Origin of the sequence: Bacillus sp. ES1-5 (assembly GCF_022487605.1) — a bacterium.
GTDB lineage: Bacteria > Bacillota > Bacilli > Bacillales > Bacillaceae_G > Bacillus_A > Bacillus_A wiedmannii.
Genome location: NZ_JAKVPU010000013.1, coordinates 47926 through 72309, shown reverse-complemented (window position 1 = coordinate 72309; position 24384 = coordinate 47926). Strand labels below are relative to the sequence as shown.

Genomic DNA, 24384 nt, shown 5'->3' with positions numbered 1-24384 from the left:
AAGAGGAGAGTGTCATTTGAAAAAAAGAAAGATAGCGGTGGTCATTGTAGCTTATACAGTGTTGCTTGCGACATCTATAAATACATATAAAGAGCAACTAGAACATCCTATTATGAGCGATGTAGGAAAGTTGCTTCCAACGAAAATTAAACGTGTTGAAAATGTTGAGGATGAACGTTCATTAAAACAGGTAGTGAAAGATGCAAATATTTCTGGAGAGAAAATTTCCATTGCAGGTATGCAACATAGCCAAGGCGGACAGACGTATTATCCGAACGGTACGATGCTTGATATGAAGGGATATAATAAAATATTAGAATTTGACCCGAAGAAGAAGAGGATTAGGGTGCAAAGCGGTGTCACATGGAATGACATTCAAAAGAAAATCAATCCATATGGCCTTGCGGTTCAAGTAATGCAATCTCAAAATATTTTTACTGTTGGTGGTTCATTAAGTGTAAATGTACATGGGCGTGATATTCGTCATGAAGCATTGATTGATACAGTAGAGTCGTTTAGATTGTTAATGGCAGATGGTACGGTGCGTAATGTAAGTAGAGAAGAAAATGCAGAGTTATTTCCATATGTCATAGGTGGTTACGGGTTATTCGGTGTCATTTTAGATGTGACATTAAAGCTAACTGATGATGAATTATATGAAATGCACACGAGAATGATAGATTATAAAGAATACACGTCTTATTTCAAAGATAAAGTGAAAAGAGATGAAAATGTTCGTATGCACTTAGCCCGTATTTCTGTTGCCCCCAATTCATTTTTAAAAGAGATGTATGTGACAGATTATACATTGGCGAAAAATCAAAATATGAGGGAAGAGTACAGTGAATTAAAAGAGGAAACTATTATAGCTGCACCGAAATTTTTACTCGGATTATCCCGTTATAGTGATTGGGGAAAGAATACATTTTGGGATATACAAAGAAGTTATTTTGAGCGTACAGATGGGGCGTATGAGACGCGAAATAATGTTATGAGGTCAGATAGTGCCTTTATGGAATATGAAAATCCGAATAGAATAGAAGTGTTACAAGAATACTTTGTGCCTATAGATTTCTTCACGGAATACATAGATGATTTACGTAACGTATTAAATGAAGAAGAGTTTAATTTGCTCAATATTACGATTCGTTATGTGGAAAAGAATGAAAATGCAGTTTTATCCTATGCGAAAGATGATATGTTTGCGCTAGTTCTTTTAATTAACCAAGGACGCTCAGAGGGTGAAATAAAGAAAACAGAAGATGTCATTCAGAAAATGATTGATGTTACTTTAAAACATAATGGTAGTTATTATTTACCGTACTATTCGTATCCAACGAAGGAGCAGTTAAAGAGGGCATATCCTCGTATAGAAGAATTTCTTCAGAAGAAAAAAGAAGCGGATCCAAAAGAGAGATTTGTGAATTTATTTTATAGGGAGTATACGAAATGACATATAGAAGATTTGTAGCGGCACAAAGCATAATTATGATGGCGGGAAGTATGGTATTTCCTTTTTACATTCTATTGCTTCGGAATGTTGGGAATAGCTTCTCGCAGTTTGGCTGGGCGTATGGCTTATTTGCTTTAACTTCAGCACTTGTATATCCATTAGTAGGAAAGATGTCTGATCGAGTAGGCGATCAAAAATTATTAATTATATATGCTTGGTCCATGGCAATATTAATGCTTTGTTTCCCGATTGCCACGGAAGTCTGGCATGTGTATATTCTTCAAATTGTAATGGGAGTTTTAGGTGCTGTGCAGCGTAATACGGAGAAGACGTCGCTAGCACGAAAGGTTGTGCAAGAAAATGCTGGTTATGAGATTGGAAAATATCATGTGTGGACATCGATTGGAGGAGCAGTAGCAATTATTGCAACGGGATATTTAGTAGATTTCTTTACGATTGGCACCATTTTTTATATTGCATCTATCTTATATGTAGTGAGTGGGATTGTATTAAGTAGTAAAAAAATATAATCATCCCCATTTTTACCTGAATACCCTTTATTTGTTATACTAAAAGGGAAAATAAAAGAAAAGGGGACATTGCCTTTGATGAAATTTTTAATTTTAGCTATTCTCACTTTGTTTTTGATTCCATGGACAAGAAGCGGTAGTAAACTTCGAGCAGTGGATAAGAAAGGGGATGAGAAGGTTATAAAGGGTAAGAAATCATCCATTTTAGTTATTCCTGTATTATTTTGGATAGGTATTGCAATCTATGAATATCTTTGGCTAATCGATGATCGAGCAGATTCGATTCTTACTCATTATGCCGTTGCAGTAGCAGTTTTAATTGGGCTTGTTTTATTTTCACAAAATCAAATAGGGAAATTAGAAGGTACGTTAAAGGGACTTCTAATGTTTGTTTTACTCGCAAGTTACGGCTATTTTGGTTATTTGCACGATATAGTAATCACGCAAAAAAAATATGATTCTGTTGTGAAAATCGAGAAAGATATTTCAGAGCCGTTTACTGAAAATGATCAACCATTTACAGTGCCGCCAAAGACAGCGGAGAATAAAATGAAAAAAGTATTTGGGGATATTCCGAAAGTAGCTTATTTTGAGCTAGGGGAATTAACGCCACAAATGGTAAATGGTGAGGCTTTATATGTAGCACCGATTGAAGTTTCAGGCTTTTTTAAAGCACGTAAAGCTGAGACCATTCCAGGGTACGTAACGATGTCAGGTACGAATCCTGATGCGGAAGCGAAACTGCATCTTGGTTATAAAATGAAATATGTGCCGAGCATGTTTTTTGGTAATAAATTAGAACGTGTCGTTCGAAAAGCAGAACCGGATTTGATTTTTAAAGGGAAACCTAAATTCGAAGTTGATGATAAAGGGAAACCGTATTATACAATGACGTATGGTGAATTTATTTCAGGAAGATCTGGATTTGAGGTAGAGGGCGTTGTAGTAGTAGATGCACAAACAGGTGAAGTGAAAAGATACGATAAAGGAAAGGCGCCTAAATTTGTTGATGGCGTATTAAATCACGAGACCGCATCTACATTAAATACGTATTTCGGTAAGTATATTCACGGGTTTTGGAATACGAAATTCTCGCAAACTGATATGAAGATCCCGACTGAGTGGGGAACGAAAGAAGGAGTTACACCAATCTTCGGTAAGGATGGAACGCTATATTACTTTACTGATTTCACCTCTCCGAAAGAAGGAGTAGATTCTGCGTTAGGTTACTCGCTTATCGATGCGCGTACAGGTAAGTTGTATTACTATAACGGAAAAGAAGTAAAGGGAATTATGGATGGTTCAGCTGCATCGGAAGTAGTGGATAATTCCTTCAAGAGAGAGAAATGGCACGGAACGATGCCGGTTATTTATAACGTGTACGGTAAACCTTCTTGGATTGTACCTGTTATTGATGACGGGGGATTAGTACGTGCTCATACGGTTATCTATGCTTCTAATGCGAAAATATTTGCAACAGGTTCGACGCAAAAAGAAGCGCTTGAGAATTATAAAAATGCGCTGAGTGGAAGTGGAGATTCATTTAGACCGACTTCAAATGGTAAAGAGGCACAAAAAGAAGGCGTTGTACAACGTGTATATAAAGAAAAATCAGGTGAAAATACAATTGTGTATGTACTGTTAGAGAATGAACAAAAAGTATTTATGATACCGGTGAAGAAATTCCCATATGCTATGTTTACAGAAGTGGGAGATCCAATTCAAATCACATATTTAGATACAGGAGAGGCGATGTCTTCCGTATCTAAATTTGCAAATAGCAATTTGAAAAAGTAAAGCGATAGAAATTCTATCGCTTTTTTTTACGGTATGAAACAGGAAAATGCACTATACTTGACGTATGTTTATGTTGTAACTATAATTGTTACGATTTAGTATTTATCGGAAAGGGTGAACGGAAAAGGTGAATGGAGTTAATCACGAAATATATAAACCTGTAAAGACAAATAGGTTATGGATGATTCTTGTATTAGGGACACTTACGGCGATTGGGCCATTATCTATTGATATGTATTTGCCTTCTTTACCAAAATTAACGGATGATTTACAAACAGGCGCATCTCTTGCACAGCTTACATTGACAGCTTGTTTGCTTGGGCTTTCAGTAGGACAATTATTTGTTGGTTCAATTAGTGACATTTACGGAAGGCGCAAACCTCTTATTATTGCTCTTATTATTTATGTTGCTTCTTCTTTACTTTGTGCTATTGCGCCATCTATTTGGAGTTTAGTGTTATTACGCTTCTTACAAGGAGCTTCAGGATCGGCTGGGATTGTTATATCACGTGCAATGGTACGTGACATGTATTCAGGTTCTGAAATGACGAAGTTTTTCTCACTGCTTATGCTAGTAAACGGAGCGGCGCCTATTTTGGCACCGATTATTGGAGGACAATTGCTACAGTTTACAACATGGCGCGGTGTCTTCATCGTTCTTGGAGCAATTAGTGTATTCATGTTAATATCAGCTACTTTCGTATTACGTGAAACATTACCTCCTGAAGAAAGAGAAACAGGTGGTTTGTCAGGGACATTGGCGACTTACGGAAAACTGTTAAAGGATCGTTTGTTTATGGGATATGCATTGTCACAAGGACTAGTAACAGCGGCAATGTTTGCTTACATTTCAGGCTCACCATTTGTGTTGCAGAACATATACGGAGCATCACCACAGCAATTTAGTTTATTCTTTGCGATTAACGGTATCGGTATTATTATTGCTAGTCAGGTAACGGGCCGTTTAGCAGGGAAAGTGAATGAGAAGACATTATTTGTTGCTGGTATTATTATCGCAGCTGTTGGTGGCCTATCTTTATTACTGACAATCGTACTAGGAATAGGTTTAATTGGTGTTTTATGTTCATTATTCCTTGTTGTATCAAGTGTGGGGGTTGTCTCAACAACTGGGTTCTCGTTAGCGATGAGAAATCAGAAACAAGCTGCAGGAACAGCATCGGCCTTATTAGGATTATTACAGTTCATTTCAGGAGCACTTGTTGCACCATTAGTAGGTATTGGCGGAAGCAATACCGCATTACCGATGGGGGTTGTGATAGCTCTTTGTGAAATTGGTGCTGTATTATGTTATCTATTTATGGCCAGAAGAAGTGAAAAGCAGTTTGAACTGCAACAAAGACAAAATTTAGAAGCTTAAATTATAAAAAAGAGTTGATTCAAATGTTTTTGAATCAGCTCTTTTTTCATTTCTTTGAAATAACTCATACAGCTTTGTAAGGTGATGCAAAAGTTATTTGCATAAAGTGACGATACTGTGACAAAAATGTAGGCATGTATATTAAGGTAACGTCTTAAGTGTAAAAAGTAGGATGTTCTCGGTATAATAACAAGTGGAGATAAAAGAAACTATAATGAGTAGTAGCTGTAGATAAAAGGAGAAGAAGCGATGAAGAAGGTTTTGGGTATTGCTGTAATGGGAAGTATGATCCTTCTAGCGGGATGTAATGGAAATAAAGATACGAAAGAACCGGAAGAAAAGGTAGAGCAATCTACTGAGCAAACAGAAGAGATGAAAGAATACCGTGCAGTACATGAAAAATACGATATGAAAATGAATAAAGAAATTAATAAAGCACTGCAGTTATTTGAAGTGGCAAAAGAAAAAGGCGGTAAGGAAATAACGAATACTGCATATAAAGAAGATGTACAAAAGGTAACGACTAGTATGTTAGAAGATATTGATAATATACGTAAAGAAATTCGTGTTCCAAAGTCGAAAGAGCAAGAACATGAGGTATACGCTGGTTTCTTGAATGAATCGGAACAAGCAATGAAAAAATTACAGAAGTTAGCTAAAGAAGAAGACTCATCATTGATTCGTGATATAGAAATTAACTTTGCAACAGCATCAACATACTATAAACGTTTTCAAGCAGAAACGAAAAAATAACCTTGCGTACGCGCAAGGTTATTTTTTCTTCTTACCATCTCCGTCTTCATCTTCAGATACTAATACTTTCTGCTCTTCGTGAAATTCGGAAATTGTTTGTCCGGTAATAGTATCAAAGGGGGTATAAAAAGAAGTGATATGTTTCTTTTTAATAAAGAGTTTATAGAAGCCGATGATGACAAGTATAACGATTGTTAATGGTAATCCTATAGTAGCAAGCAGTAAGGGATCCATCATATAACTCCTTTCATATCATTTCTTTTTAGTATAAGCGAAAAACTGTAATTTAGATAAATGACGCTATTGAAAACTGATTTTTCTAAATATACCAAATTTGATTGACTTTTCATTTTTTCAGAATTATAATTCAAAATATACAATTTGAACTAAATAATAATATAGCAATTTACTTATCCAGAGAGGTAGAGGGACTGGCCCTATGACACCTCAGCAGCGGGTTCTGTAAGATGAACACCGTGCTAATTCCAGCAAGCAAGTCTTGAAAGATAAGTGATGGGCCTTTGTTTATTAAGCCTTGATCTTATTTTTTAAGATCAAGGCTTTTTGTATTCTAAAAAAAGAAAAGGGAGTAATGGAAAAAGTACATCCATAAAACAAAGTAAATTCATGTGTTTAGGGGGTTATTGAAGTGTATGTAATTAAAAAATTATCGGTTATGGTGTTCACACTATGGGTTATTACGACAGTGACATTTCTAATTATGCATATTATTCCAGGGGATCCATTTTCATCAGATGCGAAAATCTTTCCTGAAGAAGTGATACAAAACATGAGAGCGAAGTATCATCTTGATGAACCGTTATGGAATCAATATGTTGCTTATTTAGACGGCGTAGTTCATTTTGATTTTGGTGAATCTGTTCAATCGACAGGGCAAGGTGTATCAGAGATTATAACGACAGGATTTGGTCCATCAGCGATTATTGGTCTACAAGCTCTTGTTATTTCATTGTTAGTCGGAATTGCTGCAGGTACATTTGCAGCGCTCTATCATGGGAGAGTAATTGATTATGGTGTGAGTTTGCTAGCAATCTTCGGTATTTCTATTCCAAGTTTTATTTTAGCACCGCTATTTATACAAGTATTCGCTATTCAATTTGAACTCTTACCAGTAGCTTCTTGGGGAACATTTGAACATACGGTATTACCATCTTTTGCATTAGCGTTAGGGCCAATCGCGGTTATTACAAGGTTTGTTCGTTCTAATATGATCGAAGTTTTACAGAGTGATTATATTAAGCTAGCGAGAGCGAAAGGCATACCAATTAAGAAAATCATTATAAGACATGCTCTTCGAAATGCGATTGTTCCAGTACTTACATTTGTTGGACCATTAATGGCTGGACTGTTAACAGGGACTTTCGTTATTGAAAAAATCTTTTCAATCCCTGGTCTAGGAAAATATTTTGTAGATAGTATTTTCAATCGAGATTATCCGGTCATTATGGGAACAACGATTTTCTATAGTGCATTATTAATTTCTTGTATTTTCATTACAGATATTATTCATCGCATTGTGGATCCACGCATTCGTTCTATTACGTAAGGAGGGGGGATATTTAAATGGGAGCTTATGAAATTAATAAACAGTTATTGACGAATGAAGAGAAAAAAGAATTAACGATAAATAAAGAGCAGCAAACAATCAGCCGAAAAAAGGAAGTGATTCGTAAGTTTATATCGAATCCAATCGCAGTTTTAGGATTAGTGACGTTATTACTAATTATTGTATTCTCTCTTATTGGTGAAAGTTTAACGCCATTTACTGCGAGTGAGCAAGTAAAAGAGGCAACAAACTTACCGCCTAGTAGTGAGCATTGGTTTGGAACAGATGATTTAGGTAGAGACATATGGGCACGTACATGGGCTGGTGGAAAAATTTCACTGACGGTTGGATTGGTAGCAGCGGCTCTTGATATAGGAATAGGTGTACTAATCGGTGGCTTTAGTGGATATGTGAGAGGGCGTAGTCGTCTTGGAACGTTAATTGATGAGTGGATTGTACGAGGGATTGAAGTGTTATACGGTATTCCATATTTATTAATTGTTATTTTATTACTAATCGTTATGAAACCGGGGCTTTTTACAATTATTATTGCCCTTGCATTAACAGGGTGGATTGGCATGGCACGTCTCGTTAGGGCACAAGTATTATCCTTGAAGCAAAGAGAATTTGTTATTGCAGCAGAGCGATTAGGTACATCACATATGAGGATTATATACGGACACATCATTCCGAATTTAACAGGCATTATTATCGTAAATTTATCATTTACAATTCCAGCAGCTATTTTCTCAGAATCATTTTTAAGCTTTATCGGACTCGGAGTACAATCACCAGCAGCGAGCTGGGGGACGATGACGAATGATGCACTTGGGACATTATTGAGCGGAGAGTGGTGGCAATTATTCTTCCCGGCAATCATGATTGCACTTATCATGTTCGCATTTAATGCGATTGGTGATGGTTTGCAAGATGCAATTGATCCAAAAATCGTGAAACGGAATCGAAAGGAGAAAAAACATGGCACAAATCTTATCTTTAGAAAACGTAACGTTAGCCGTTGAAAAAGAGACTAGTAAGCAAGCGATTGTGAAGCATGTTTCCTTTTCTATTAACGAAGGTGAAATAGTTGCACTCGTAGGAGAAAGTGGTTCAGGAAAAAGCGTTACAGCACAATCTATTATCGGACTAAATCAAGAGTCTATTCGTATCGATGATGGAAGTATCTCTTTCCAATCTCAAGGGTTAACGAATTTACAAGAATCAGAATGGAATCAAATTCGCGGGAAAGATATTTCCTTTATCTTTCAAGATCCACTTTCATCTTTAAACCCAACGATGAAAGTAGGAAGACAAATTACAGAAGTAATTTTGCAACATGAGAAAAAATCGAAAAAAGAAGCAAAAGAAATTGCAATTAACTTATTAAATGATTTAGGGATACATGAAGCAGAGAAACGCTTTGAACAGTACCCACATCAATTAAGCGGAGGCATGAGGCAGCGTATTTGTTTAGCAATTGCGTTTGCTTGTCATCCAAGGCTTGTTATTGCAGACGAGCCAACAACAGCGTTAGATGTAACGATTCAAAAGCAAATTATGGGATTATTAAAAGAGCGGAAAGAAAAACAAAATACGAGTATTTTATTAATTACACATGATTTGGCACTTGTACGTGAAGTAGCTGACCGAGTAGTTGTTATGTACGGGGGGCGTGTCGTTGAAAAAGGAACGATACAGGAAGTAATAGGTTCTCCTAAACATCCATATACGAAAAGCTTATTACAAGCAATTCCGAATATGGATGATTCCGAAAAAATATTACGTGCAATAGAAGGAACGACACCCTCTATTGAAACATTAAATAGCTTTGGTTGTCCTTTTGTGAATCGTTGCCCAGTAGCGATCAAGGAATGCATTCATCGCTTCCCAGAGAGAACAACATATTCTGAGGAGCATAGTTCACATTGCTGGCAACATGTTCTCGAGCATAACCAAGCGAAATCAAAAGAGAAGGTGAACGCCTCATGACGACAGATTTAATTACTGTAAAGCAAGTAAGGAAAACATATGGAAGTAAAGATAAAGAAATCGCAGCGTTAAAAGATATAACACTTTCTATTCCGAAAGGAACAACGCTTGGCATTATTGGAGAAAGTGGTTCAGGAAAGACAACACTTGGTAAGCTCATAGCTGGGATTGAGAAACCAACGTCTGGTGAAATTGATTATAACGGTCAAGTTGTCCATAAGTTGAAGGCAGCTCATAAGCGTGATTTCTTACAGAAAGTACAGTTCATTTTTCAAGATTCAACAGCTGCATTAAATCCGCGCTGGAAAGTACGCGATATTGTAACAGAAGGCTATATTTCATTCGGTTTAGGTGATAAGAGGTTGAAAGATAAAGTCGCAGGTGATGCGCTAGAGCGTGTTGGATTAGATAGACGATATATTGATCGTTACCCGCATGAATTTAGTGGAGGGCAACGTCAACGTATCGCTATTGCAAGAGCCTTATTATGTGAGCCAGAAGTATTGATTCTTGATGAACCAATTTCAGCATTAGATGTTTCATTGCAAATTCAAATTGTACATCTGCTGCAAAAGATTCAAAAAGAACAAGGTTATACATATTTATTTATCGCGCACGATTTACCGATGGTTCACTATTTATGTGAAAAAGTGGCTGTCTTATATAAAGGAGAACTTGTTGAATTTGGAAATACGGACGAAGTATTTCGTAATCCACAACATTCTTATACAAAAACATTATTAGCATCAACACCAAAAATTTCAAGGTAAAGGGGAATGTAAGATGAAGAAGTTTTTACTGTTTGTCATTATGACCATATTAGCAATTACTTCTGTCGCTTGCGGTAAGAAAGAGACGCAAAAGGCAAGTGCTGGTAAGGAAGAAGGAAATCGATTAGTAACGAATATTGGTAGCGATCCATATACACTTGATTCCGCTATTGCAACAGATAGCACGTCAGGTTATGTAATTGGACATTTATTCTCAAGTTTATATACGCAAGATAGTGATGGGAAATATCAAAATGAATTAGCAGAGAAAGAAGAAGTAAATGCTGATGGAACAGAATATACAATTCATTTAAAGAAAGATATTAAATGGTCAGATGGTTCTGCTATTACAGCAAATGATTTTGAATTTGCATGGAAGCGATTATTAAATCCGAAAACGGGTTCTATGAATGCGACAGAAATGTATTTTATTAAAGGGGCAGAGGCATACAATACAGGAAAAGGTGAAGAGGGACAGGTTGGTATTCAAGTTGTTGATCCTCAAACATTAAAGGTAACACTTGAGCACCCGGTGTCTTCTATTAAACAAAAATTAGCAAGCTCATTATTCATTCCATTATCTAAAAAATCAATTGATGATAATAATAAGTTAAAAACAGATCCAAAAGAGTTAATTACGAACGGACCATTCACGTTAAAAGAATGGAAGCATAATCAGGCTATTACAGTACAAAAAAATAAAGAATACTATGATAAAAAAGTAACATTAAAAGAAATTGAGTTTCGTATTATTCCAGATTCTAAAACAGCGTACCAATTATATAAATCAAAAGAATTAGATTTACTAAGTGGTTTACCACAAGAAATGATTGAGAAAGAAAAAGGAAATAAAGAATATAAGCGTGTTGCAGGATTCTCATCTTATATTTATTCGTTTAACGTAGAAAAAGAGCCATTCACAAATGCGAAAGTGCGTAAAGCATTCTCATTAGCAGTTGATCGTAAGTTCATCGTCGAAAAACTGTATAAGAATAATGCACAAGAAGCAAATGCATTCGTTCCAGAAGGAGCAAAAACACAAAGTGGCCGTGATTTCCGTAAAGAAAAAGGTGGTTACGTTAAATTTGATCCAGCAGAAGCGAAAAAATTATTAGAAGAAGGTATGAAAGAACAAGGCTGGTCTACATTACCTGAAGTAACATTAAAATTCACTACAGATACACAACATAAAAAAGTAGCAGAAGCGTTGCAAGAAATGTTTAAGAAAAATCTTGGTGTAGATATTAAATTAGAAAATAAAGAGTGGAAGAGTTACATCGACACATACAAGCAAAGTGATTTCCAATTAGCTTATATGGGATGGGGCGGCTCTTTATTAGATCCAATTACTAAACTAGATTTATATGCAGGTGATGGTCCGAATAACTATGCAAAATGGCATAATAAAGAATTTGATGCTTTAGTAAAAGAAGCGGAAGTTGAACAAGATGAAGATAAGCGCTTTGACTTATTGCATAAAGCAGAAGATATTATGTTTACAGATTCACCATTAATTCCGGTTATATTCCCTTCTGATTCTTATTTACAAAAAGAATCAGTATCTGGACTTCAATATTATGTTGGATCTAAACCAGATTTAAGATATGCAAAAATAAAGAAGTAGGCAACCGCCTACTTCTTTATTTTATTTCTCTTTTATATTCTTTTTTCGTTCCATCAGAGAAGACAACTTCTAAATCAAATTTTTGGTAGTCTTTATCAAGTTTGAACACGTTCACTACTTGATCGATTACTTCTTGATCAGGAGTATCTTTATCAAATTTTAATTCTTGTAGAAGAGGGCTTAATTTTGTGATAGCCTCGTCTCCTGTTAATTTTACATCTGCTTTATGATCTTCAATTTTTGCTTCCATTTTCTTATCAGCTACTACATTTTTATAGTCTGCTTCGTAGTCTTTCTTTGTATCTTGGTAGTCTGCTTTTAAATCAAATTCATTGAAGTTTAATTTTAAATCAGCAGGAGCTTCATTTTTTGCCTCTTCTGTAGTCTTTTTATTAGAAGTTGTGTCTTCTTTTGCAGGAGCTTTACATCCTGTTAATGCAGGTACTAGCATAAGAGCTAATAAAACTGATAGTAAAATTCTCATTATAAATTCCTCCTTATGTAAATTCGTTCTATACAAGTTTTTCCCAAAATCATGTAATTATGTATGTGCTGAAAATAAATTATTATCCTGTAGCCACATGGGCTAATCCGCAATTTAAATCAAAAACAATTTGTATGTATATGGTAAATTGAAGTTGTGAGGAGGTACTAAAATGCATGAAGAATATAAAGAGATGATAAAAAAAGCGATTAAATATATAGAGGATCATTTAGATGAGGAGCTTACAACAGAAAAAGTGGCATCTCACAGTGCCGTATCGATGTACCATTTTCATCGTATTTTTCAAAGTTATGTTGGGATGAGTGTAACGGATTATATTCGAAAGAGAAGGTTAACTTATGCTGCGCAAGTTTTAGTGTCAACTGAGAGAACTGTTATTGATATTGCAGTGCAATACGGTTTTTCCTCACAAGAGGCATTTACTAGAGCTTTTAAAAGAATGTTTCAATTACCACCAAAGAAATATCGAAAGTACTTCCAGTCATTTTATATAGAAAGAGAGGGTGTTTCAATGCAAAAAGGTATACCGAAAGGATGGATCTTAAGTGGAAGTCATCCTGCTGAATATGAGATGGGTTTAGATTATGAAGTTGCCCATCAAGGAAAAGTAGCTGCATATATAAAAGCAAAAGAGAATGTTACGCACGGAGGGTTTGCGACATTAATGCAAATGTTCCGAGCAGATAAATATGTAGGTAAAAGATTACGTTTAACAGCATTCATTAAGAGTGAAAACGTAAGAGATTGGGCAGGATTGTGGATGCGAGTAGACGGAAAAGATACAGAACCGCTCGCTATGGATAACATGCAAAATCGCCCCATTAAAAATACGAATAACTGGCAATCGTACTCGGTTGTATTAGATATAAAAGAAGAAGCGCTTGGTATTGCATTTGGTGTTTTATTATCGGGAGAAGGTTGTGTCTGGCTAGATAGTATTCGATTTGATGAAGTGGATGAAAAAATTCCTTCAACAGATTTGGCTGAAAATTTTTATGAAACACTTCTAGAAGAGCCGGTAAATCTGCAATTTGAAGAGATAGAAAAGTAAAAAATAAGGAGAAAAGACATGCTCAAATATGTAAAACTAATAAGTATTAGTTTAGTAATATCGTCTTGTATTATGGGAATTAACTATTTAATTAGCTATCTTTGGTCGGGGCATATACCTTCTTTGACGTGGAGAACATATTTGATGTTTATGATTACATTTATAATGAGTTTTAGTTCAATGCAACAAGAAGGGGAAGAGGATTATTGACAATAGTCTTCTTCGCCTTTCTTTCATTAACACAAATGTTCATAACTGTTTTCGGAAATGCAGGTATGATTTTTAATATCATTTCACTATCGCTACAACTTGTGAGTTCGGGTGTAATCGTACCACATGAGATGCTTTCTAAAACATATCAAACAATCGGCAAATTATTTCCCGCAACATATGCAGCGAATGGCTATTATACAATAATATTTGGTGGAACTAATTTAGAGAATAATATTATTTCATTATTGCTTATTATACTAGTTACACAATTAGTAGCAGGGGTCACTGTAGTTATAAAAGGAATGGTAAAGGAAAGAAATCCTGTCGTTAAAGAAGTATAAAGTAAAAAATGTATCCTTCTTGGGATACATTTTTACTTTATTATTTCGCAACTTCTGTCCACTTGTAGTTAAATTCCCCACCGAAGTCAGTTGTTACAAGTCCTTTAATGAAAGAGCGTTGTAAGTAAGAGCGACCTTGTTGGTATAAAGGAGCGACAGCACCGTCTTGTAATAAGATTTTTTCAGCTTGCTTCATTGCTTCAAAGCGCGCCTTTTCATCGCCAGCTAAATCTGTTTTCACTTTATGGATTAGTTCATCGTACTCTTTGTTAGAGTATTTATCGAAGTTATAAGCACTATCTGTTGTAAATAAATCTAAGAATGTAATTGGATCAGCGAAGTCAGGGCCCCAGCCATCAATACCGATTTCATAGTCACCACTTAATAGTAGTTTTAACTGTTGTTTACGTGGTTGTGGTTTTAACGTCACTGTTAATCCATCTAGATTTTTTTCTAGTTCACCTTTTAAATATTCACCAGTCTTTTTAGCTAAAGCATTATCACTTGTTAATAGTTCGATTGTTACTTTATCAGTACCAAGTTCTTGTTTCGCCTTTTTCCAGTTTTCTTTTGCTGTTTTCACATCATCTTTGACTAGGTTTCCATTTTCTTTACGGAAGTCAGTGCCTTCTGGGCTTTTCGCGAATTTTGCAGGAACCATTCCTTCAGCTGGAACAGCACCATTATTTAAAATTGTTTCTACGTATGCTTTTTTATTCATTGCTCCGTTAATAGCAAGGCGTGCATGTTGATTTTTTAATGTTTCATTTTTTTGATTGAGTCGTAAGAATTGAATACCAACTTCAGCGCGGTCCTTGAAGTTTGGATCACCCTTATATTTATCAACAAACTCTGCAGTTAAAGCAACACGATCGATTTGTCCTGAATCATATAAGTTAACTTCTGTAGACTTATCTTTAACGACATTGAAGTTGATTTCTTCTAATTTTACAGTTTTAGCATCCCAATAGTTAGGGTTCTTCTTCAATTGGAAGCTTTGCTCGTGTTTCCAGTTATCTAATGTGAAAGCACCGTTGTAAATTAAATGATTTGTTTCTAAACCATATTTATCGCCCTGAGATTTTAAGTAATCTTCATTAATTGGTAAGAATGTTGAGAATGTCGTTAAGCTTAAGAAGTAGGGAACAGGACGGTCTAGTTGTACTTCTAACGTTTTATCATCAAGAGCTTTGACCCCTAGTTGATCAATTGGCAATTGTTTCTGGCTTATTTGTTTCGCATTCTGTATATCGAAGAATAAGAATGCATATTCAGCTGCTGTATCAGGATTTACGGCACGTTGCCAAGCAAAGACAAAGTCCTTTGCTGTAACAGGAGTACCATTTGACCATTTTGAATCGCGCAGGTGGAATGTATATTTTGTTTTATCGGGACTAACGTCAACCGACTCAGCAACACCAGGAATCGGTTTATTATCTTCTCCCATTGCATATAAACCTTCAAAAACATTGCGCATTACGTTCATGGATTCCCCATCCGTTGCTTTTGCAACATCCATTGTTGGAATTTCTGAAGCGAATGATAAGTTAATTGCCTGTTTATCAGGTGCTTTATCATTTGCTTTCGCTCCGCTTGCGTTATCTTTATTTCCCCCGCAAGCAGTTAGTAATAGACTTGCCCCTAAAACAGATGCAACAACAGGTACAACTTTTTTCTTCATTGTTCGTTCCTCCCTAAATGTGTTGTTCGTAACGTCTTAATGTCCATGTTTTGAAGTGTATCTATAGAAGAAGAGAAAACCTATTATAATATGTGCATGTAGGTAATCAGGTGTTCTATATGTATATACATGTTGAACTATAATCTGTCGTTATATGTTTCAACGTAGTAGACATTATATTTTGATGGTTAAATATTTCGTTTCTTTGATTATTTAGAATATTAACACTGGAAAGAACTATATGTCAATAATAAAAGTTGGAGTATTATTTTTTAAAAATACTATATTGAAAAAGCGGATTTTCTCTCATTGAGAAATCCGCTTTTAATACATTTTTCCAATAAAATAATTGGTATGGGGAGCAAAACTTCAATTCAGGTTGCCTTTTATTTTTCAATTTGTGCCCATTTGAAGTTTAATTGACCTGCAAAGTCTACTTGCACAATCCCTTTCACATAAGAACGTTCTAAATAAGATTCGCCTTTTTGGTAAAGAGGAGCGATAACAGAGTCTTTAAATAATATTTTCTCGGATGTTAGTAATGCTTCCCAGCGAGCTTTTTCATCACCGGCTAAAGTGGTTTTCACTTTTGCTATTGTTTCATCAAACTCCTTATTAGAGTAATGATCTAAGTTGTAAGGGTTATTCGTTGTAAATAGCTCAAGGAATGTAATTGGATCCGCAAAGTCAGGGCTCCAGCCGTCAATTCCAATTTCATAGTCACCTTTTAATAAAAGTGAAACTTGTTGTTTACGTGGTTGCGGCTTTATATTTACTGTTAAGCCATCTAAATTCTTTTCGAGTTGTCCTTTTAAGAATTCACCAGTTTTCTTTTCAAGGTCACCGTCACTTGTTAATAGTTCTAACGTTATTTTTTCAGACCCAAGTTCTTGTTTTGCCTTTTTCCATAATTCTTGAGCAGATTTTGTATCAACCTTTGTTAAATCGCCGTTTGCAGCACGGAAGTCTGTTCCGTCAGGTCCTTTTGCAAAGTTTTTCGGTACGAGACTAGAGGTTGGTGTAGAGCCGTCATTTAATAACGTATTTACAAAGGATTTTCGATCAATTGTTTGATCGATTGCTTGGCGTGCAGAAACGTTTTGAAGTACTTTGTTTTGTTGATTCATACGTAGAAACTGTACCCCTACATTTGGCCGTTCTTTAAAGTTAGCATCCTTTTTATATTTATCAACGAAGTCAGATGTTAGTTTGATACGATCTAATTGTTTTGACTCGAATAAATTTACTTCTGTAGATTTTTCTTTTACGACGTTAAAATTGATTTCTTCTAGTTTGACAGTATCTTTATCCCAATAGGTAGGGTTTTTCTTGAATTTAAAGCTTTGTTCGTGCTTCCAATCGCTTAGTGTAAAAGCTCCATTGTACAAGATTGTATTATCTTCTAAAGCGTACTTATCACCTTGTGCTTTAAAGAATTCCTCGTTAATTGGTAAAAATGTTGGGAACGCTGTTAAACTAATAAAATATGGAACAGGACGCTCTAATTCTACCTCAAACGTATGGTCATCAACTGCTTTTACACCAAGTTGGTCGGCTGGAAGTTCTTTATTGTTAATTTTTGTTGCGTTTTTAATATCAAAGAATAGAAATGCATATTCAGAGGCTGTTGCTGGATCGACAGCTCTTTGCCAAGCAAAGACAAAATCTTTCGCTGTGACAGGAGTGCCGTTTGACCATTTTGAATCTCGTAAATGGAATGTGTATTTCGTTTTATCGCCACTTACTTCATGAGATTTTGCAACGCCAGGGACAGGTTTGTTACCTTCACCAAGATTATACAAACCTTCAAATACGTTTCTCATTACTTGACCAGAATCAGTATCTGTAGCACGAGCTGTATCCATTGTTCGTATTTCAGTAGGTGAAGATAAGTTTAAAACTTGTTTACTAGGTGCCTCGTCTTTTGCATTTGCTCCGCTTGCTTCGTTTTTATAACTACCACAACCAGTTAATAAAATACTTACTCCTACAACTGATGCAATACCGGGTACAAACTTCTTTTTCATTTGATTTTCCTCCTAAATAATTAAGTTTGGATGATGATGAGGGAAATGAAAAATAAAAAATCCCTCTTTTCATATTGAGAAAGAGGGATTTTTACGTACAAGTTATGCACCCGTATATAAACGAAGTCCCTCATTCTATCTTTCAAGCACAATGCTTGCAGGAAGTGGCACAGTATTCAAAATGAACCTGTTGCCGAGGTTTCAAAGGGCCAGTCCCTCCACCTCTCTTGATACAATGAGTAAACGAATAAATTTTATTAATTTTTGTGTTTCTTTGATAATTCAAAATCTTACACCTTGTATAATGAAGTGTCAACCGAATGGTGTATAGTTTAAATTTTCAGTTTTCTTTAACGGGAAAAACCACTGCATATGGCAGTGGTTTTTTTACTAGAAGTTAAAGTTATCTGGATCTGGACCAACGCGACGATCTTCATTTAGAGCTTGAATTGCTTTCATGTCATCAGCACTTAATTCAAAATCGAAGATATTTGCATTTTCAATAATGCGATGTTCTTTAATAGATTTAGGGATTGTTACAACTTCGTTCTGTAGATCCCAGCGTAAAATAATTTGTGCAGTTGATTTATTATATTTTGTTGCAATGTCTTGTAATGTTGGGTTGTCTAGTAGTTGGCCTTGCATTAATGGTGACCAAGCTTCAAGTTGGATGTTATGTTCTTTACAGAAAGTGTGTAGCTCTTCTTGTGCTAAACGTGGGTGGTATTCCACTTGGTTGACCATTGGCTTAATTTCAGCAATGTCAAATACGTCTTGTAAGTGGTGAATGTGGAAATTACTCACACCGATAGCACGAACACGACCGTCTTTATAAAGCTTTTCTAACGCTTTCCATGATTCAGTATATTTCCCTTTTACAGGCCAATGTACTAAATATAAATCTAAATATTCTAGACCTAATTTCTCTAATGTAGTTTCAAATGCTTGAAGTGTTGTTTCATATCCTTGATCGCTATTCCATACTTTTGATGTGATAAATAATTCTTCACGTGAAACACCTGATTCACGGATCGCTTGTCCAACGCCTTCTTCATTTTGATAAATTGCTGCAGTATCGATGCTGCGGTAGCCATTTTTAATTGCTGCTTTTACAGATTCAATTACTTCTGAACCATCTTCTACTTTAAAAACACCTAAACCGAACCAAGGCATTTTTACATCGTTATGTAATGTTGTATAATCTTTTAAACTTGTTAAATTCATATTATTTCCCCCTAGCTTTTTTGTCTGTTGCTTCTACTGCTTTTTGAATTGCTTCTGAAAAATTATACTCATATAAAGCTTTGAGACCCTCAGCTGTGGAACCACCGGGTGTGGTTACTTGCTCGCGGAGGTTAGTTGGATCTTGCGTTTGTTCAAGCATAGAAGCAGAGCCGGAAATCATTTGAATAACAAGGTGTTTTGCGGTTGCTTCATCGACTCCATAACTTTTTGTTGCTTCAATTAAGCTTTCAGCAAAGTAATAAAGGAAAGCTGGTGCACTTCCAGTAACTGCAGTAAGCTGATGAACTTCCTCTTCAGTGCAAAGTTGCGAAGTACCAATGCCTCTTAAAAGCAGTTGCAGGGTTTCTTGATGCATCTCGTTTACTGATCGTCCCATTGTATATAAGGAGATAGACTTTCCAATTTCAGCAGCTGTGTTTGGCATAATCCAAGCAACAGGTGTTCCCCCGGGAAGTCTTTCTTCTAAATAAGATGGGCCAATGCCAGCGGCTACCGTTACGACAAGTTGATTCGATAGTAACGGAGATAATTCTGCTAATAATTCTTCATGTACAGAAGGTGGCATTGCTAAAACAATCGTATCAACAGATGTAACATGCTGCTTCCAATCTGTTGCAGTAGACACATTATATCGCGCTCGTAATTGTTCTAGCTTTTCTACGTTGCTGCGGTTAGAAACGATAATTTCTTCGATGTATTCTTTGCTTGTTTTAAGTAATCCGGAAAATATAGCTTCTGCCATACGACCAGCACCAATAAATAGAATTCGATGTTTAGTTAGCATATCCTTTATTCCTTTCTAGTGAAGATATGTTATAAAAAACGATACCATTTTTAAGAGAATTTTGTAAAAAGAAAAGACTTATCGTAGATGGAATGGATAATGAGAAGGAGGAAATTCATGGTAAAGGGAAGAGCTATTCCTTATACTGGTGATAAGGAATTTATTATACATCTGGGGAGAGATGATCATGGTCAGAAGTCCACTTTTTTTATTCATTTCTAGTATTATTTGCGTATTGGTGGGATTTTATATTCAATCGAGTTATATTGAAATTTTCGCATCGGTTATGGGGATTATTAATGTTTGGTTATTAGCGAGGGAAAGGGTATCTAACTTTTTGTTTGGCATGATTACAGTTGCGATATTTCTGTATATTTTCATTACGCAAGGTTTATATGCAATGGCGGTATTGGCAGCCTTTCAATTTATATTTAATGTATATGGTTGGTATTATTGGATTGCACGTAGTGGGGAGGAAGAAGTAAAAGCAACAGTTCGTTTAGGTGTAAAAGGGTGGACTCTGTATATAATCTTTATGTTAGTTGCTTGGATTGGTTGGGGCTATTATCAAATCCGTTATTTAGAATCAACGAGTCCATATTTAGACGCTTTAAATGCTGTACTAGGATTAGTAGCTCAATTTATGCTAAGTCGAAAAATTTTAGAAAACTGGTATTTATGGATTTTGTATAACTTGGTTAGCATTGTGATTTATATTTCTACAGGTTTATACGTCATGCTAATATTAGCTATTATTAATCTCTTTATATGTGTAGCTGGTTTACTAGAGTGGAAGAGCAACTATAAAAGACAGGGGCATGTAAATAATTATATTTAGAAAACAATTGAAAGAGAAAAACCCCTGAAGCATATAGGCTTCAGGGGTTTATTAATAGATTATCAGATTATGCTTTTGTCATACCTAACAATACAGCGCCGCCGATAATTAAAACACTACCTAGTGCAATAAAGATCAATTGACGTTTTGTTTTCTTTTCACCTAAGAAGACAATCGCACCGAATGTTGAGATAACGATTCCAGTTTGAGATAATGGGAAGCTTGTTGCTACGCCGACACGTGGTAATGAAAGAAGTAAGAATAAGTTTCCAGTTCCCCATAGTAAACCAGATAAAGCATTACGGATTGCATATTTGTTAAATGGTTTATGTTTAGATGTCAATACAACCGCACCAACAAACATACCAACTGCTTGTGGTAAAATAGCAGACCAACCATCGATATTATACCAACGAATAATAATTACATATACAAGGTAACCGAAAGTAGAAACAATTAAAGTAAGAAGTCCTTTTTTCAATTGTCCTGGTGGCTGTGCATTTTCTTTGTCATCTAGTGATGTGAATACAACACCAACTACGATTAATAGGATTGCAATCGTTCCCAGAACAATCGTTGTTGTAGTAGTCCACTCACGGAAAGCGATAACCCCAAAGATAGAAGTTGCAACAAGTTGCATACCAGTAGAAATCGTTACAGTAGTTGAAACACCTAGTTTTTCAACTGTTTTTAATTGGTTTACTTGTCCTAAAGCCCAGAATAAACCTGAAATAAAACCAACAATCAAGACTGTCATTGTTAAAGCTGGTTGAGTAAATACATACATAATTGTTGCGAAGAATAGAGCACCGATTGTCATACCTACCGTTTGGCTATATGCACCACCGCCCATTTTTACGCTTACTAATAAGATGTTTCCCCATGCAATTGCAGGAAGAAGCGCTAATAAAATGTCCATTACAAGACTCCCTTCGGTTTTCTATACCAATATAATTACATATCGTTCTAACGATCGGTAATGCCCCACTACTAGAGTAGAAGATTACCGATCGCTAAAACAGGATGAAGAATTCACGATATAAATGCGTTTTCATTTCTTCATTTTTTGAAACACCTCCATATAATAACAGGAAATTGCCTATTTTAGAAAGTGAATTCAAATAAAATGTATATTTTAATAAAAGGTAAAATTCAGTTATTTCCCGATGGTATATTTTATTTCCTAAGAAATAAAGAAGCAGCTTCAACAAAAGCTGCTTTAAGAGTTAGTAATTCTTTTATTAATAAGCTGAATACATAGCAGAAATAGGAGTGACATACTAATAGTGATAACTACAAGTGTCCAGGCGAGTTGCATATTACTTGCATCAATCGCCATGTAAATTGCAGTTGGGATTGTCTGTGTTTTACCAGGAATGTTCCCAGCAAACATGAGTGTAGCACCAAACTCACCGAGCGCACGAACAAAGCTCAAAATCATTCCGCTTAGTAAGGCGGGAAATGCAAGCGGAAGTGTAACGTGCAGAAAAACTTGATATTCACTTGCACCAAGGTCACGAGCGCTTTCTTCAATTTGTACATTTGCGATAGAAAATCCTGTTTTTGCTGATTGGTACATGAGCGGAAATGCAACAACTGTAGAAGCGATGATAGCAGCAGTAGATGTGAACATAATGGACTGCTGAAATATTGATTCTATCCACGTTCCAATGGGACTATTATTTCCAAAAATGATAATGAGAAAAAATCCGATTACAGTTGGCGGAAGTACCATGGGTAATAAGAAAATAGTTTCTAATATTATTTTATATCTCCATGAGGAGCGTGCTAACGCTCGTCCAATAATCGTCCCTAAAATTGTAACGATAATGGTGGCGCATGCAGCTACTCGTATAGATAGAAAGATTGGTGAAAAAATAGCATCAAAGCTCATGGCAATTATGATAGGACTGTAAATCCATATTTTTTAAAGATAGATTGTGCATCTTTTGACTGCAAATACTCATAAAATGAAGTCGCCTCTTTCTTGTGCTTAGATTCTTTTATAACACCTAAAGGATAGTGAATTGGCTCATGAGAAGTAGCTGCTGCTGCCTCACCAATCTTTACTTTGTTTGAAATAAGAGCATCTGTTTTGTATACAATACCAGCATCGACATTACCTGTTTCTACATATGTTAACACTTGGCGAACATCTTTTGTAAATACGATTTTATTTTGAATGTCATTCCATAGATTTTCATGCGTGAGAGAAGCCTTTGCGTATTTTCCAGCAGGTACTGATTCAGGTGTACCAAGTGCGATTTTCTTAATTTTTTCATCTTTTAAATCTTGAATTTTTGTAAGAGAACTATCTTTTGGGACAACTAGAACGAGTTCATTTCCAAGAAGATTTTTCCCTTCTTTTTCATTAATGAATCCTTTTTTAACAAGGGTTTGGAATTTATCTTCGGCTGCTGAGAAGAATAAATCAGCAGGCGCGCCTTGTTCAATTTGTTGTTGAAGTGCACCAGAAGCACCGAAGTTAAAAGAAAGTTTAATATTAGGTTCTTTTTCTTTATATTTTGTTTCAATTTCTTTTAGTGCATCTTGTAAGCTTGCAGCAGCTGATATAGTAAGTTCTACTGCTTTTCCTTCTTTAGCGGTTGATTGCTCTTTCTTTTCGCCGCTTGTACATGCAGCACTAAATATAAGAAGAAAAGAAAGTATAAGTGCTCCGATGGATCGTAATGTAAACTTGTTCATAAAAAATCCCCTTTCGTTTTGACATATTTAATTATAACTAATTATAACTAGATATAAATAGTTATAATTGAATATAATTTGAACGATGTAGTTGTTTTTAAATATAGGAGAAATATTCTTTTCTTTGTTACAATGAAGGAAGAAAGTGAGGAATCGTCTATGGATCATCATTCCTACACAACGGAAGAAGTAGCGAAGCGATTAAAAGTATCAAAATTAACTGTATACGATCTAATTAAAAAAGGAGAGCTGCCTTCTTATAGAATTGGTAGGCAGATGCGCATTGATGCAACGGATTTAGAACAATATATAAAGCAAATGAAAACAGGGAAAATACAAGGTACTCCTGTAAAGAGCGAAGATAGTAGAGGCTTGGATACATGTATTATTAGCGGACAAGAACTAACGTTAGATATGTTGGCAAAACGTATAGAAAATCGCCTGATAGGTTCAAATGTATTAAGGGCATATCAAGGTAGTTTAACGAGTTTAATAAAAATGTATCAAGGAGAAGGAAATATCGTTAGTCTTCATTTGTTTGATGGAGAAACGGGTACATATAATGTTCCTTATGTAAAACGTATTTTAGTTGGACAGCCATGTACGATGATTAATTTACTAGCAAGGAACGTTGGGTTTTATGTGCAAAAGGGAAATCCTAAAAATATAAAAACATGGGCTGATTTATCTCAATCATCTATACGATTTGTAAATCGAGAAAAAGGTTCTGGCATTAGGGTGTTAGTCGATGAACAATTGCGCATTCAAAAGTTAAATAAAGAACGTATTAGTGGATATGAATGGGAAGAATCGAATCATCTTGGTGTTGCCACGCAAGTCGCGAATGGAAAAGCTGATGTGGGAGTAGGATCAGAAAAATTTTCGCAAATTGTAAATGTAGATTTTATTCCAATCATGAAAGAACAGTATGATTTGGTGATTTTGAAGAATAAAGAAAATGAAGAGCTGATTGAAGTCGTGAAAGGCATTCTGCAATCGGAAGAATTTCATAATGAATTAAACGCAATTGGCGGATACGATATGACGAAAACAGGTCAAATTATATATGAAATAAACTAAAAAGCTGCTTGTCTATAAGACGAGCAGCTTTTTCTATATATAAAGGGGTTTG

The 24384-nt window shown here is 35.5% G+C and carries 24 protein-coding genes and 2 riboswitches; of the genes, 15 read left to right on the top strand and 9 right to left on the bottom strand.

Annotated elements, in window-relative coordinates; all coding sequences use genetic code 11:
- Positions 1-16: 16 nt before the first annotated feature.
- From MKO96_RS27205 to MKO96_RS27185, 5 genes are all read left to right on the top strand, one after another.
- Positions 17-1453: an FAD-binding protein gene (locus tag MKO96_RS27205; protein WP_240589235.1), complete on the top strand. Its 1437-nt coding sequence runs from the start codon at positions 17-19 to the stop codon at positions 1451-1453.
- Positions 1450-1983, top strand: coding sequence for an MFS transporter (locus tag MKO96_RS27200; RefSeq protein ID WP_240589234.1), 534 nt, complete (start codon positions 1450-1452; stop codon positions 1981-1983). The genes MKO96_RS27205 and MKO96_RS27200 overlap by 4 nt, the downstream gene beginning before the upstream one ends.
- Before the next feature lie 78 nt (positions 1984-2061).
- A complete protein-coding gene (locus tag MKO96_RS27195; RefSeq protein ID WP_240589247.1) occupies positions 2062-3780 on the top strand; it encodes a DUF3981 domain-containing protein in 1719 nt (572 codons plus the stop codon).
- 127 nt (positions 3781-3907) lie between these two features.
- Positions 3908-5158: a multidrug effflux MFS transporter gene (locus tag MKO96_RS27190; RefSeq protein WP_098123247.1), complete on the top strand. Its 1251-nt coding sequence runs from the start codon at positions 3908-3910 to the stop codon at positions 5156-5158.
- A gap of 249 nt (positions 5159-5407) precedes the next feature.
- Positions 5408-5911 carry a hypothetical protein gene (locus MKO96_RS27185; RefSeq protein WP_240589233.1) on the top strand — a complete coding sequence of 168 codons (504 nt, stop codon included), beginning with the start codon at positions 5408-5410 and terminating at the stop codon, positions 5909-5911.
- 18 nt (positions 5912-5929) lie between these two features.
- Here the strand turns inward: MKO96_RS27185 and MKO96_RS27180 are convergent, their stop codons facing one another.
- Positions 5930-6145, bottom strand: a complete 216-nt coding sequence (locus tag MKO96_RS27180; protein ID WP_240589232.1) for a DUF3951 domain-containing protein — start codon at positions 6143-6145, stop codon at positions 5930-5932.
- 173 nt (positions 6146-6318) lie between these two features.
- Positions 6319-6424: riboswitch (SAM riboswitch) on the top strand.
- Positions 6425-6560: 136 nt separating this feature from the next.
- Between MKO96_RS27180 and MKO96_RS27175 the strand changes: the two genes are divergently transcribed.
- The 5 genes from MKO96_RS27175 to MKO96_RS27155 are packed head-to-tail and all read left to right on the top strand — an operon-like array spanning position 6561 to position 11861.
- Positions 6561-7478 (top strand): ABC transporter permease, encoded by a 918-nt coding sequence (locus MKO96_RS27175; RefSeq protein ID WP_240589231.1) that lies wholly within the window; start codon positions 6561-6563, stop codon positions 7476-7478.
- Between the two features lie 17 nt (positions 7479-7495).
- Positions 7496-8500 carry an ABC transporter permease gene (locus tag MKO96_RS27170; protein WP_240589230.1) on the top strand — a complete coding sequence of 335 codons (1005 nt, stop codon included), beginning with the start codon at positions 7496-7498 and terminating at the stop codon, positions 8498-8500.
- A complete protein-coding gene (locus MKO96_RS27165) occupies positions 8457-9467 on the top strand; it encodes an ABC transporter ATP-binding protein (RefSeq protein ID WP_240589229.1) in 1011 nt (336 codons plus the stop codon). Before MKO96_RS27170 ends, MKO96_RS27165 begins: the two co-directional genes overlap by 44 nt.
- Positions 9464-10237, top strand: a complete 774-nt coding sequence (locus tag MKO96_RS27160) for an ABC transporter ATP-binding protein (protein WP_240589228.1) — start codon at positions 9464-9466, stop codon at positions 10235-10237. The genes MKO96_RS27165 and MKO96_RS27160 overlap by 4 nt, the downstream gene beginning before the upstream one ends.
- A 13-nt stretch (positions 10238-10250) precedes the next feature.
- Positions 10251-11861 carry a peptide ABC transporter substrate-binding protein gene (locus tag MKO96_RS27155; RefSeq protein WP_240589227.1) on the top strand — a complete coding sequence of 537 codons (1611 nt, stop codon included), beginning with the start codon at positions 10251-10253 and terminating at the stop codon, positions 11859-11861.
- Positions 11862-11877: 16 nt separating this feature from the next.
- Here the strand turns inward: MKO96_RS27155 and MKO96_RS27150 are convergent, their stop codons facing one another.
- On the bottom strand, positions 11878-12345 hold the full coding sequence (locus MKO96_RS27150; protein ID WP_240589226.1) for a YusW family protein: 468 nt from the start codon (positions 12343-12345) through the stop codon (positions 11878-11880).
- 172 nt (positions 12346-12517) lie between these two features.
- Between MKO96_RS27150 and MKO96_RS27145 the strand changes: the two genes are divergently transcribed.
- Genes MKO96_RS27145 through MKO96_RS27135 form a run of 3 tightly spaced genes read left to right on the top strand, consistent with a single transcriptional unit; the run spans position 12518 to position 13971 of the window.
- On the top strand, positions 12518-13417 hold the full coding sequence (locus MKO96_RS27145; RefSeq protein WP_240589225.1) for a helix-turn-helix transcriptional regulator: 900 nt from the start codon (positions 12518-12520) through the stop codon (positions 13415-13417).
- 18 nt (positions 13418-13435) lie between these two features.
- On the top strand, positions 13436-13627 hold the full coding sequence (locus MKO96_RS27140) for a hypothetical protein (protein ID WP_240589224.1): 192 nt from the start codon (positions 13436-13438) through the stop codon (positions 13625-13627).
- Positions 13624-13971 carry an ABC-2 transporter permease gene (locus MKO96_RS27135; protein WP_240589223.1) on the top strand — a complete coding sequence of 116 codons (348 nt, stop codon included), beginning with the start codon at positions 13624-13626 and terminating at the stop codon, positions 13969-13971. Before MKO96_RS27140 ends, MKO96_RS27135 begins: the two co-directional genes overlap by 4 nt.
- Before the next feature lie 40 nt (positions 13972-14011).
- On the opposite strand, the gene MKO96_RS27130 is transcribed toward MKO96_RS27135, so the two are convergent.
- The 4 genes from MKO96_RS27130 to proC all read right to left on the bottom strand — a co-directional run bounded on the left by MKO96_RS27130 (position 14012) and on the right by proC (position 19708).
- Entirely contained in the window at positions 14012-15652 is a 1641-nt protein-coding gene (locus MKO96_RS27130; RefSeq protein WP_240589222.1) for a peptide ABC transporter substrate-binding protein, read from the bottom strand.
- 386 nt (positions 15653-16038) lie between these two features.
- On the bottom strand, positions 16039-17679 hold the full coding sequence (locus MKO96_RS27125; protein WP_240589221.1) for a peptide ABC transporter substrate-binding protein: 1641 nt from the start codon (positions 17677-17679) through the stop codon (positions 16039-16041).
- A gap of 132 nt (positions 17680-17811) precedes the next feature.
- A riboswitch (SAM riboswitch) is annotated at positions 17812-17916 on the bottom strand.
- Between the two features lie 153 nt (positions 17917-18069).
- Complete coding sequence (locus MKO96_RS27120) at positions 18070-18903, bottom strand: aldo/keto reductase (RefSeq protein WP_240589220.1); 834 nt, start codon at positions 18901-18903, stop codon at positions 18070-18072.
- Between the two features lies 1 nt (position 18904).
- Positions 18905-19708 (bottom strand): pyrroline-5-carboxylate reductase, encoded by an 804-nt coding sequence (gene proC, locus MKO96_RS27115; protein WP_240589219.1) that lies wholly within the window; start codon positions 19706-19708, stop codon positions 18905-18907.
- Positions 19709-19895: 187 nt separating this feature from the next.
- On the opposite strand from proC, the gene pnuC reads away from it, so the two are divergent.
- Positions 19896-20546 carry a nicotinamide riboside transporter PnuC gene (gene pnuC / locus MKO96_RS27110; protein ID WP_240589218.1) on the top strand — a complete coding sequence of 217 codons (651 nt, stop codon included), beginning with the start codon at positions 19896-19898 and terminating at the stop codon, positions 20544-20546.
- Between the two features lie 67 nt (positions 20547-20613).
- Here the strand turns inward: pnuC and MKO96_RS27105 are convergent, their stop codons facing one another.
- The 3 genes from MKO96_RS27105 to modA form a co-directional block, all read right to left on the bottom strand.
- Positions 20614-21465 carry a GRP family sugar transporter gene (locus MKO96_RS27105; RefSeq protein WP_000353549.1) on the bottom strand — a complete coding sequence of 284 codons (852 nt, stop codon included), beginning with the start codon at positions 21463-21465 and terminating at the stop codon, positions 20614-20616.
- A 300-nt stretch (positions 21466-21765) separates the two neighbouring features.
- Positions 21766-22440: a molybdate ABC transporter permease subunit gene (gene modB / locus MKO96_RS27100; protein ID WP_087979162.1), complete on the bottom strand. Its 675-nt coding sequence runs from the start codon at positions 22438-22440 to the stop codon at positions 21766-21768.
- A gap of 5 nt (positions 22441-22445) precedes the next feature.
- Positions 22446-23252: a molybdate ABC transporter substrate-binding protein gene (modA, locus tag MKO96_RS27095; RefSeq protein WP_240589217.1), complete on the bottom strand. Its 807-nt coding sequence runs from the start codon at positions 23250-23252 to the stop codon at positions 22446-22448.
- 132 nt (positions 23253-23384) lie between these two features.
- Between modA and MKO96_RS27090 the strand changes: the two genes are divergently transcribed.
- Positions 23385-24332, top strand: coding sequence for a substrate-binding domain-containing protein (locus MKO96_RS27090; protein WP_240589246.1), 948 nt, complete (start codon positions 23385-23387; stop codon positions 24330-24332).
- Positions 24333-24384 lie beyond the last annotated feature (52 nt).

What these genes read in the sequence shown, in the direction of transcription:
- MKO96_RS27200 (WP_240589234.1), top strand. Translation starts at nt 1,450, where the DNA reads ATGACATATAGAAGATTTGTAGCGGCACAAAGCATAATTATGATGGCG.
- MKO96_RS27195 (WP_240589247.1), top strand. Translation starts at nt 2,062, where the DNA reads ATGAAATTTTTAATTTTAGCTATTCTCACTTTGTTTTTGATTCCATGG.
- MKO96_RS27185 (WP_240589233.1), top strand. Translation starts at nt 5,408, where the DNA reads ATGAAGAAGGTTTTGGGTATTGCTGTAATGGGAAGTATGATCCTTCTA.
- MKO96_RS27180 (WP_240589232.1), bottom strand. Translation starts at nt 6,145, where the DNA reads ATGGATCCCTTACTGCTTGCTACTATAGGATTACCATTAACAATCGTT.
- MKO96_RS27170 (WP_240589230.1), top strand. Translation starts at nt 7,496, where the DNA reads ATGGGAGCTTATGAAATTAATAAACAGTTATTGACGAATGAAGAGAAA.
- MKO96_RS27165 (WP_240589229.1), top strand. Translation starts at nt 8,457, where the DNA reads ATGGCACAAATCTTATCTTTAGAAAACGTAACGTTAGCCGTTGAAAAA.
- MKO96_RS27160 (WP_240589228.1), top strand. Translation starts at nt 9,464, where the DNA reads ATGACGACAGATTTAATTACTGTAAAGCAAGTAAGGAAAACATATGGA.
- MKO96_RS27155 (WP_240589227.1), top strand. Translation starts at nt 10,251, where the DNA reads ATGAAGAAGTTTTTACTGTTTGTCATTATGACCATATTAGCAATTACT.
- MKO96_RS27150 (WP_240589226.1), bottom strand. Translation starts at nt 12,345, where the DNA reads ATGAGAATTTTACTATCAGTTTTATTAGCTCTTATGCTAGTACCTGCA.
- MKO96_RS27145 (WP_240589225.1), top strand. Translation starts at nt 12,518, where the DNA reads ATGCATGAAGAATATAAAGAGATGATAAAAAAAGCGATTAAATATATA.
- MKO96_RS27140 (WP_240589224.1), top strand. Translation starts at nt 13,436, where the DNA reads ATGCTCAAATATGTAAAACTAATAAGTATTAGTTTAGTAATATCGTCT.
- MKO96_RS27130 (WP_240589222.1), bottom strand. Translation starts at nt 15,652, where the DNA reads ATGAAGAAAAAAGTTGTACCTGTTGTTGCATCTGTTTTAGGGGCAAGT.
- MKO96_RS27125 (WP_240589221.1), bottom strand. Translation starts at nt 17,679, where the DNA reads ATGAAAAAGAAGTTTGTACCCGGTATTGCATCAGTTGTAGGAGTAAGT.
- MKO96_RS27120 (WP_240589220.1), bottom strand. Translation starts at nt 18,903, where the DNA reads ATGAATTTAACAAGTTTAAAAGATTATACAACATTACATAACGATGTA.
- proC (WP_240589219.1), bottom strand. Translation starts at nt 19,708, where the DNA reads ATGCTAACTAAACATCGAATTCTATTTATTGGTGCTGGTCGTATGGCA.
- pnuC (WP_240589218.1), top strand. Translation starts at nt 19,896, where the DNA reads ATGGTCAGAAGTCCACTTTTTTTATTCATTTCTAGTATTATTTGCGTA.
- MKO96_RS27105 (WP_000353549.1), bottom strand. Translation starts at nt 21,465, where the DNA reads ATGGACATTTTATTAGCGCTTCTTCCTGCAATTGCATGGGGAAACATC.
- modB (WP_087979162.1), bottom strand. Translation starts at nt 22,440, where the DNA reads ATGAGCTTTGATGCTATTTTTTCACCAATCTTTCTATCTATACGAGTA.
- modA (WP_240589217.1), bottom strand. Translation starts at nt 23,252, where the DNA reads ATGAACAAGTTTACATTACGATCCATCGGAGCACTTATACTTTCTTTT.
- MKO96_RS27090 (WP_240589246.1), top strand. Translation starts at nt 23,385, where the DNA reads ATGAAGGAAGAAAGTGAGGAATCGTCTATGGATCATCATTCCTACACA.